We start from the raw sequence: 8854 nt of genomic DNA, 5'->3' as shown, positions 1-8854 counted from the left end.
TGTCAGACTCAATTTTTTTATCCCACTGTTCCGCCATAAATTCTTCAAACCACTGCGAAAAGCGAGCGAGGTCGGACGGAGGCAGGTGTGCAATGGCGGCTTCTAACCCTTCAATATTCATACAATTAAGCGTACCTCTTAAATTTTTTGATAAGGGTAAATGGGTCATTAATTTCGTGGATATATCTTATACCTATTTCAATCTTAGCCCGGTAGGTTGGGGTGAGTTTACGAACCCCAACGCACTGAACTAAATGAGCTTATCATACTCTGCGAACCAATCCAGAACCATACGAGACCTTCCGTACGCTCCCTTCGCCAAAGCACGGTACCGAAGATCGACGCGAGCTGACCATAAATGACCAACTTTTTTGAAACGAATTGAAGGATGGTGAGGATCGGTTTTCAGTAAAGCGAAATTCTTATCTGCCAACTGTTGAATATCGTTGGGTATGGCGGTAGTAGCCAGAACTCGGGCCAGGCGAAACGGTTCAAAGCGGAGTGCAGCGACCCGCTTCAAAATCTTCATCAGCTCGCTTTCCAGCCGTATCCAGGCGACCTGCTAGAATGTCAGACTCAATTTTTTTATCCCACTGTTCCGCCATAAATTCTTCAAACCACTGCGAAAAGCGAGCGAGGTCGGACGGAGGCAGGTGTGCAATGGCGGCTTCTAACTCTTCAATATTCATACAATTAAGCGTACCTCTTAAATTTTTTGATAAGGGTAAATGGGTCATTAATTTCGTGGATATATCTTATACCTATTTCAACCTTAGTTGACAATAGCCACTTTAAAGACTTTAAATATAACCATTGTGTATAATTTTCTTAATAAAAGAGAGATAGGAGCTAAAGATCCGTCCAAATACATGAAAGAATTTAAGAAAACAAACCCAGATTTAATAGATATAGAAAGCCCTATCAAAATGCAATTGACAATTGGCAAGCTGGCTAAACAGGCCGAAGTGACTGTTGAAACCATCCGCTATTACCAGCGTATCGGTTTGTTAATTGAACCCGCAAAGTCCCAGAGTAGTTACCGGCACTACCCACCCGACACCATCACCAAAATTCGATTTATCAAACGCGCCCAACAAGCCGGTTTTACCTTAAAGGAAATTGCAGAACTGTTATCGCTTGATGGCACTCATTGTTCTGAAGTGCGAAAAATTGCCGAACAGAAATGTCAGCAAATCGATGCCCAGATAAAGGAATTAACTACTTTACGTAATGTATTGGGCAACTTGGTCAAACGTTGTCAGATGGATGCCTCCACAGAATATTGTTCCCTCATCGATGCCCTTTCGACTGCCAGGGATGGCGGGAGTGTCGTAAATCGGTAGGGAACCGATGCGACCGACTGCCAGGGATGGCGGCCACGACTGCTCCCAGCAGTCGTCGGCATTTCCTCCATCCATGGAGATCAGAAGTGTCGCAACCGATAAAGAATCGATGCGGCCCAATGAGACTGACATCAAATCCTGAGTATTCAAAAAATCCTTTAAATACTGCTTGACCCTGTTCCTTAGCACAGGGTTTAGACTTCAACCCTATCTTTATAAAATTTGATGTTTTTTGCATTCATGCAGATGACTAGGCGCTTAGTTGTTATTGAGGAACCTTCTTATGACTACAGGACATGAAATACCCCCAAAAAAAGATCTGCCCTGGCTAGGAATTGGCACAACACTAGCCGCTATTGGCGCATCGGCCTGCTGCGTCGGGCCTTTGCTGTTATTATCGCTAGGTATAGGCGGCGCATGGATGAGTACCTTAACCTCAATGGAATCGGTCCGTCCGTTTTTTATCCTGCTTACCCTAGTTTTTATCGGCTTGGGGTATCGCAAGCTCTATGTGCTATCGGATAGTTGTGAAGCTGGTGAATCGTGCGCATCACCGGAAGATATTCACAAACAGCGCATGATTTTCTGGATAGGCTCAGCGATAGTCTTGCTGCTGTTGGCCTTTCCCTGGTATGCCCCGATTTTTATGGCTTAAGGAGAATATGATGACGCTTAAAACTCTATTGTTAATGTTGAGCTTATTGGCGACTCTTTTATTGCTACAGACAGCCCATGCTGAAGCAGCCGTTCCCGCTCAATTCCAAAAGCAACACACTAGCCAATCGGTCGTATTGGATATGCAAAATATGACTTGTGCACTGTGTGAGTTCACCATTAAAAAAGCCTTGCAAGGGGTTGAGGGCGTAGAAGGGGCGAATGTCAATTACGACTCGAAAACGGCTGATGTTATTTTTAACCCACAAAAAACCAGTGTAGAGGCTTTGATTAAAGCCGCCACAGATGCCGGTTATCCGGCAACCGCACACCAAACAAATCAATAAACGCAAGAGGGCAAGGCCATGTCAAATTGTTGTCCGGGCAGTCACCCGAAACCCGCTACACAGGCTTGCCCTCAGTGTGGCACTGCCTGTAAAAGTGTCGAGATGCCGACACTCTACCATCAGGTAAGATTTCCAGAAAACCAGGGAATTAATCCAGACACCTATTATTTCTGCCCAGCCAAAGACTGTGCTACCGGTTATTTTTCAACCGCCGGAAACAACACCCCCAAACTGCATTTAAGGACGTATCAAGAAATCCAGAAAGACACGCTTTGTTACTGCTTTGATATTGATGCAAGCGACTATCTGACTGCATTAAACACTAATCATGCAGAAGCCATCAAAAACTTTGTCATGCACCGAACAAAATCAGGCGAATGCGCCTGTGAACTCAGAAACCCCTCAGGACAATGCTGCTTAGCAAGATTTAAGCATTTGGAAAAAGAACATAGCAAATAACTTCGATGGAGCTTGATGAATCGAGGGTTTTTAAACTCCGATTATCCTCGATGCCGCTTCACTAATCGCGGTTGCTTGCTAACGGAGCGATGGATTAGATCATTCACAGTTTAATTCAACAAGGGTTAAATTTGAATCAACGATTGTATATTTTTCATAACCTATCAGGGTGAATAAAATGACAGATTTTATGTTCTTTGTTTTTACTAAAATTTTACGAATTGACTTGAAAGTCCCTCACGGCATACCTTTGGGTACGCAATTATTCTTCTACCTAGATATTTTTGTCGATGGCGCTGCCGCACGTTTAGCATGTCCCGGAAATTTGATCATTGTTTGTTCCTACGTTATCCTAGACCAAAAAGAGTTGCCAACTTATGAACAAGTCCTGATTTACTTCAATGAAAAGAACGAGATCATTCGCTCAGCGTCCTCAATTCCTGTTCAATCAGCTTGTAATTTCATCCGTTCCAGCCCACTATCTGTTGGTAGGCAGACAGTTCAATTTTAAAGCTGAGGTACGTCCTCCCCAATTTGCTCCCTGGATCAAATCCAGGCATAAAACGGACAATTAACGTGTTACAAAACTGGGCAAATGTATTTGTTGCTAACTTGGCGGATGTTGCCAAGTGACGTACCGCGAACTATTGTCAATTTTGGTGCATGATATCGAACGATTGCTGCTCCTGCTTTTCGGGGTTGCACGAGGCATCTTCATCCTGCAGGGCATTGCGTTCGGCTGTGCGTCGGTTGCAGCTCTCGTGGGGGCATCACCGACGGTTCCTGTGGCTCCGAAGCACGATTATATCCGCCCTGCTGCTCTCGGGGACTTTTTTTCCTCGCAGGCCTTCTGCTGATCGCGGCGCGCCGCTGGCGCGTGACGCACACGAGCGGCAGCTCCGAAGCTGAATTTTGGCCACTGCTGCTTGGGCTCTCGCTACTCACACTCCCAGCAGTGGCGGCCATCACGGCCTCTGGGCTTCTGCCGCTGTGGAACTGAATCGCAGTCCAACTCGCTGCCATCTGATCGTGGGACGACTGGACGCGTCCGGGTCTGTCCGGGCTCGTGACAATCCCCATCCTTCTCACGTTGTTCGTGCCTGCACTGGTGACGGCGGCGGCGTTCTTGTCGGTCGCGTTTCCGCTGGCGCTCGTCCCTCTACTCGTGACTCGAAGCCGACTTTTCTCGACGTTGCTAGCCATGGGGAGCATTTGCCAGGCGGCTCTCGTGTTTACCGGATGGATCGCTGCCGATGCCCTCGCGCGGCTCGCTGAACAGGCGTTCGAGGCCATGGCCGTGGGTGGAGGTGCCGAAGTGCTGCTCGTGGCCGACGAGCTAGGTGCGCCACGGGCATCCTCACCCGGACTGCCACCGCGCTCGTCGCGCCCATGCTCGGCATTCTGGCCTGGCTCGCATTCTTGCAGCCGTCGGGCGCAGCGGCGGCCTTCTTCATGGAGGGCACGAACCCAGCCCCGGACGAAGCACTTCACGCAACTTTGGTGGAGTCAGTGGTGCTTCGCTCGTCGATCCTCATCTCGGAGAGACAAGCGGTCTCGAACAGAGATGTGGCAGCAGCAGCGCCGCCTGAGCCTGGCGCGGATACCCGGATCCCCCGTCTTGCCCTCGCCGTGCTCGGCGCACTGATGCTCCTGTTCGCGGCGGCCGACGGGCTGCGAACGCGGGCTTCCTATTTGAATTCGCAGCCCGCTCCCGGGGCGAGGCTTTCGGATCCGCCTACAGTCGTCCGCGTGACATTCGGTGCCGCGCTCGATCCAGCCTCGTCACTTTCCATCGTGCGGCTGTTTGTTCATTCGTCGGCGGGCGAAGAACCGAGGGATATCCAGATTGCCCGCCGCCTCGCTCCGGACGACCCGGAGCGCCGAATGATCGAAGCCGTGATGCCGCGCCTGTCTGCTGGGCTGTATCGCGTGACTTGGCAGGCACTGCCCGCTTGGGGCGGTGTCCCGCGCCACGGATCGTTCTCCTTCGGCGTTGGTGTGCCCGTGCCTTCCGACAGTTCCGGCATCACACACTCCCTGCAAGACCGCGATGCTGATGCCCGCGGCCATCGCGAAACCGTGGTAGGCGGTGTCCTGTTGCTGGTGCTGGGTGCGGTGCTGCTGCGATTCTTGCCGCGCACCTAGCAGCATCTGCATCGAGACGATGTCATTCTTCCATCAGGATTCGCCCAGGTAGGTAACCTCCATCGCGCCGACGGACGTGGCCTCTTTGTTCCCCATCGAACCATTAGGGGTCACGGAGTTGGGTAGGGTAGGTAGACAGGCGGTTTTGCCCACCACACGCATCAGCGCATTTGTTCCGCGTGGGCACGAACAGCATGGTGCCCACCCACCCTGGCTATAAACACGCTCAACCTATTGCTCGATGTTGTACACAATAGTTACAACCACTTTTGCCAGCTTTTTGATCGTAGTCTTGTCGTAAACGCCACCGTAATCATCGGTTTCTGAATTGCCGCCCGCCGCAAGGATATAGAATGCCCCTTGCGATGCGGAGCGCATCAGGCCGACTTTCACCTTGTCTTGTTTAACGAATTCTTTGGCGCGTTTCCTGGCGTTTTCGGTGGCAGCGGCGATCAAGGACATTTTGATGTCTTCCAGATTACTGACCAGATACAGCGGTGAACTGGCGGTAACTGGATGGCCTTCGGCTTGCAGTGCCAGAAAGTTTTTATTGGCGGCTTCAATTTTGGTTAAATCTTTGCTAGAGACGACGATGCTTTGGCTGGCATCATAACCTTGTTGTTCGGTTTTAGTGCCGCCTTGCGGTAAATAGATCGTTACCATGTGCGCTGTAACTGCTTCGCTGCCTTCTTGCCAACCGGACTTATCCAAGCCTTCTTTGATTAAATACGAATCCAAAGCGGGGCGTTATGCCCTGAGCTTGTTTAAGCCTTGGGCAAAAGTAGGTTCTGTCACTGAGATCGTAACCGTCCACTCGGCGTTATCCGCTTGCACATCTTTGACTGCCAAGCCCTTTACCGTAATCAACTGCTGACCGGAAACCGCTTTTTTGGCTTGCACGCCCAAAATGAATGCTGCGCTGGACATACCTAAAGCAAGCAATAAGCCCAATATCGCCATTGCGGTTGATAATTGTTTTTCCATTCTGCAACTCCTGATTGAATGTGTTGCCCTGTTGATACCTAATGATCTATTGCAATAGTAGTTTGAATAGCTTGTGTTTTAATATGCTCAGGCCGAAAACCAATGCCAACAATTCGTGAAGCTACCTTCCTCAAAACTGGGGCAAACATTCGGAGGAATAACCGTAAAGGCCAGGATACTGAGAACGTTCGGTTGATTTCATTGCCGCCAAAAAATCCGCGATGTGCCATAACTTGCAACCGCTGGGTCATCTTAGCCGGCCATTCACGGCGGGCTTGCACTCTTGCCAAGTCCTCGATATTGCAACTGCCACTTCGCAATTTCTCCACCAATAAATTAGCGGTTGCAACTGCATCTTGGACTGCCAAGTTAATACCCACGCCGCCTATGGGCGACATGGCGTGGGCGGCATCACCGATACACAACAAACCTTCCCGATACCATCGTTCCAGGCGATTAACCTGTACGCTGAGTAATTTTACTTTATCCCAGGAATCAATTGCTTGTACAGCATCGTAGAATGCAGGTTCAATTGAGGTGATCAAATCCCGGAATGACTGCAATCCTTTTGCCTTGATTTCATCAAAGCCATTTTTGTGGATCAACAATGCAGCTTGATAATAAGCGCCTCGATTAATGGTCACCATGAAGTTACCGCCCTGCACACGCGCCAGGGCTTCAAGCGTTTCCGCTTTTGGCTTGTCCAGGCGGAACCACAGCACATCAATCGGGGAGCGATAGTCTTTGACTTGCATCTTAGACAATTCCCGAAAAATGGAACTCCGGCCATCGGCGGCAACGACCAAATCGGCAAAAACCTGTTGTGCGCCTTGTTTGGTTTGGGCAAGCACACCTTTGACGATATTGTTTTCTTCAATCAAGGATGTGACTTCCGCGCCCATATGCAGATCAAAATCTGGGTATTTTGTCGCCTGTGCCACTATGAAATTTAGAAAATCCCACTGCGGCATCATGGCAATAAACTTTGCTTGGGTAGGCAAATGGGAAAAATCAGGGCCTTGCAGCACTTGTCCATTCACATTGATATACCCCTTGGCAATGGGTTGATGGGGTTGCTGCAAAAATTCATTGAGAAGGCCTAACTCGTGCATCAACTCCATCGTAGATGGATGGATGGTGTCACCACGAAAATCGCGAAGGAAATCGTCGTGTTTTTCAAGAACCACAGTTTTTACGCCACTACGCGCAAGCAGAAAACCCAACATGATTCCTGCTGGGCCACCGCCGACAATGCAGCACTGAGTTTGGATGGGGTCTAAATCTGTCATTGGGGTTTTCTTCTAATCAATTTTCCACTCAATAAGCTAACTTAGAAAAACAGAATATCAATTATTTTTTAATTCTACTCAATGAAACAGAGCATATTTCAATCAGTTCTTTTATTTTTTGTAGATGCAAATAACACATTTGACACACAGTCTGGTTGCAACCATCAAAATAGAAAGCCCCTCTAAAATCAAACTTGGTAGACGGAGTGTATTTTTCGTAGGGTAGAAGAATAAAATGATTACTTGGAACGTAACCACAAAAATCTGGTTTCACCAGTTTGAAATGAACAGTTTTGATTCTGAGTCCACCATTCTTTCCAGAACCGTAAAAATCCTTATGGTTATATTCAAAACTTTTCGCTTCTACCCTAGTCCCTTTTTCATGTTGTAAAATTTGGATTACGCTATAACAGGCCTTCAAAAAAGCACTCAAAAGGTAACTAAATTCTTGTTCATAGTTTCGGTTATCGGTTAACGGCTTGTTTTCCCTATCAAGTTTATTCATAAGCTCGAGAAAATAATCCGCCTCTTGTAATTTTTCCTCAGCATTCTGGATATTTTCGATTTGGTGATTCAATTGTTTTTATGAATAAATAGATTTCCTGCGTTCAGGATGATTTTGTTCTTTCAACGATAACATTGAGTTAATTTTTTTCCTTACCCGCTGGCTTAATCAACCGGATTCCCAGTTCCTTCAACTGTTCGTCTGTCACCACCGCAGGAGCGCTAACCAGTGGACAAGCCGCTGATTGCGTTTTGGGGAAAGCAATCACATCGCGGATGGAGGTCGATCCAGTCATTAACATAACCAGTCGGTCAAGACCAAAAGCCAAACCGCCGTGTGGTGGTGCGCCGTATTTCAAGGCGTCCAGCCCAGTAGGGTGGGCAGGCTTTTTTGCCCACCATTTTCCGGCATTTGCGGTGTTCCGCACAGCCATCGTAGATAGTGTCACCCATTCCGCGCGGGCACGAAAAGCATGTGTCCACCCTACCAGTCTAAACAATTAGACAGTTCGTAAAGCTTCGCCATATCGCGAAGCGGTGTTTGCTCCAGCGTTTGGTTAGCTTTTCCCCCGTTCTTAAAAGTGACAATAACCGAGTGCAATAAAGCCACCCAAAACGCCGAGGCCGACGTTCAACGCTGTTCCAAACATATAAATAAGGCTACCAGGAATATGTCTTGGGTCATCTTTGTCTGATGCCTTCCAGCGCATTATGGCTTTGAAGGCTAGCCAAACAGCGATCCCTTCCGGCTTCGAGAGTGCAACAGACGAGGTGTATATGACCACTTCGGTCATACTCTGCCAAAATGTAATCGTTGGATGCGCTCTAATTGGAAACGGTGGAATCTCGACGCCTTTGGTTTCGAAGTCCTCTTTGGCAATCGACCAAAGCTTTTTAACCGCTGGTCGTACTACGAAATAGCTTCCGGCACATGCGAACAACACGCCGATCAAGTAAGACAAGAGGGGATGCGAGGTTATCATATGCGTCTTTTGGGCTAAATCATTACTGTCCGGAGATTTCTTCAAACAAATTCAATTGGTTAGGCATTTGCAGTTCCTTTGACTTGAATTCTATATTTGTAACGAGTTGATTGAGCGTGGTTTTTTCGAATAGCGTCAGGCTCAGA

Annotated in this window: 10 protein-coding genes and 2 pseudogenes; 5 read left to right on the top strand and 7 right to left on the bottom strand. The window is 48.2% G+C overall.

Going from position 1 to position 8854, the window contains the following annotated elements; translation table 11 throughout:
• Positions 1 to 491 precede the first annotated feature (491 nt).
• Positions 492 to 689, bottom strand: coding sequence for a hypothetical protein (locus ACLQ6D_RS04390; protein WP_411726070.1), 198 nt, complete (start codon positions 687 to 689; stop codon positions 492 to 494).
• Between the two features lie 237 nt (positions 690 to 926).
• On the opposite strand from ACLQ6D_RS04390, the gene ACLQ6D_RS04385 reads away from it, so the two are divergent.
• The 5 genes and pseudogenes from ACLQ6D_RS04385 to ACLQ6D_RS04365 all read left to right on the top strand — a co-directional run bounded on the left by ACLQ6D_RS04385 (position 927) and on the right by ACLQ6D_RS04365 (position 4948).
• Entirely contained in the window at positions 927 to 1343 is a 417-nt protein-coding gene (locus ACLQ6D_RS04385) for a MerR family transcriptional regulator (RefSeq protein WP_411726069.1), read from the top strand.
• A 283-nt stretch (positions 1344 to 1626) separates the two neighbouring features.
• Positions 1627 to 2344, top strand: a pseudogene (locus ACLQ6D_RS04380) (mercuric transporter MerT family protein).
• 18 nt (positions 2345 to 2362) lie between these two features.
• On the top strand, positions 2363 to 2803 hold the full coding sequence (locus ACLQ6D_RS04375; protein WP_411726068.1) for a putative iron-sulfur cluster-binding metallochaperone: 441 nt from the start codon (positions 2363 to 2365) through the stop codon (positions 2801 to 2803).
• A gap of 178 nt (positions 2804 to 2981) precedes the next feature.
• Positions 2982 to 3314 (top strand): aspartate 1-decarboxylase, encoded by a 333-nt coding sequence (locus tag ACLQ6D_RS04370; protein ID WP_411726067.1) that lies wholly within the window; start codon positions 2982 to 2984, stop codon positions 3312 to 3314.
• An 878-nt stretch (positions 3315 to 4192) separates the two neighbouring features.
• On the top strand, positions 4193 to 4948 hold the full coding sequence (locus tag ACLQ6D_RS04365; RefSeq protein WP_411726066.1) for a copper resistance protein CopC: 756 nt from the start codon (positions 4193 to 4195) through the stop codon (positions 4946 to 4948).
• A gap of 231 nt (positions 4949 to 5179) precedes the next feature.
• On the opposite strand, the gene ACLQ6D_RS04360 is transcribed toward ACLQ6D_RS04365, so the two are convergent.
• From ACLQ6D_RS04360 to ACLQ6D_RS04335, 6 genes and pseudogenes are all read right to left on the bottom strand, one after another.
• Positions 5180 to 5686, bottom strand: coding sequence for an SIMPL domain-containing protein (locus ACLQ6D_RS04360; protein WP_411726065.1), 507 nt, complete (start codon positions 5684 to 5686; stop codon positions 5180 to 5182).
• 9 nt (positions 5687 to 5695) lie between these two features.
• Positions 5696 to 5932 (bottom strand): hypothetical protein, encoded by a 237-nt coding sequence (locus tag ACLQ6D_RS04355; RefSeq protein ID WP_411726064.1) that lies wholly within the window; start codon positions 5930 to 5932, stop codon positions 5696 to 5698.
• A 38-nt stretch (positions 5933 to 5970) separates the two neighbouring features.
• Complete coding sequence (locus tag ACLQ6D_RS04350) at positions 5971 to 7221, bottom strand: FAD-dependent oxidoreductase (protein WP_411726063.1); 1251 nt, start codon at positions 7219 to 7221, stop codon at positions 5971 to 5973.
• Between the two features lie 61 nt (positions 7222 to 7282).
• Positions 7283 to 7798 carry a hypothetical protein gene (locus ACLQ6D_RS04345; RefSeq protein WP_411726062.1) on the bottom strand — a complete coding sequence of 172 codons (516 nt, stop codon included), beginning with the start codon at positions 7796 to 7798 and terminating at the stop codon, positions 7283 to 7285.
• Between the two features lie 67 nt (positions 7799 to 7865).
• A pseudogene (locus tag ACLQ6D_RS04340) lies at positions 7866 to 8093 on the bottom strand (amino acid--tRNA ligase-related protein); the annotation flags it as partial.
• Positions 8094 to 8300: 207 nt separating this feature from the next.
• Positions 8301 to 8753 (bottom strand): hypothetical protein, encoded by a 453-nt coding sequence (locus ACLQ6D_RS04335; RefSeq protein WP_411726061.1) that lies wholly within the window; start codon positions 8751 to 8753, stop codon positions 8301 to 8303.
• Between the last annotated feature and the right edge of the window lie 101 nt (positions 8754 to 8854).

Origin of the sequence: Methyloglobulus sp., assembly GCF_046714055.1 — a bacterium.
In the GTDB taxonomy this organism is placed as follows: Bacteria; Pseudomonadota; Gammaproteobacteria; order Methylococcales; family Methylomonadaceae; genus Methyloglobulus.
Note: the sequence above shows the minus strand (reverse complement) of the source record. Positions and strands in the feature narration are given on the sequence as shown.

What these genes read in the sequence shown, in the direction of transcription:
- ACLQ6D_RS04370 (WP_411726067.1), top strand. Translation starts at nt 2,982, where the DNA reads ATGACAGATTTTATGTTCTTTGTTTTTACTAAAATTTTACGAATTGAC.
- ACLQ6D_RS04365 (WP_411726066.1), top strand. Translation starts at nt 4,193, where the DNA reads ATGCTCGGCATTCTGGCCTGGCTCGCATTCTTGCAGCCGTCGGGCGCA.
- ACLQ6D_RS04390 (WP_411726070.1), bottom strand. Translation starts at nt 689, where the DNA reads ATGAATATTGAAGAGTTAGAAGCCGCCATTGCACACCTGCCTCCGTCC.
- ACLQ6D_RS04375 (WP_411726068.1), top strand. Translation starts at nt 2,363, where the DNA reads ATGTCAAATTGTTGTCCGGGCAGTCACCCGAAACCCGCTACACAGGCT.
- ACLQ6D_RS04355 (WP_411726064.1), bottom strand. Translation starts at nt 5,932, where the DNA reads ATGGAAAAACAATTATCAACCGCAATGGCGATATTGGGCTTATTGCTT.
- ACLQ6D_RS04385 (WP_411726069.1), top strand. Translation starts at nt 927, where the DNA reads ATGCAATTGACAATTGGCAAGCTGGCTAAACAGGCCGAAGTGACTGTT.
- ACLQ6D_RS04350 (WP_411726063.1), bottom strand. Translation starts at nt 7,221, where the DNA reads ATGACAGATTTAGACCCCATCCAAACTCAGTGCTGCATTGTCGGCGGT.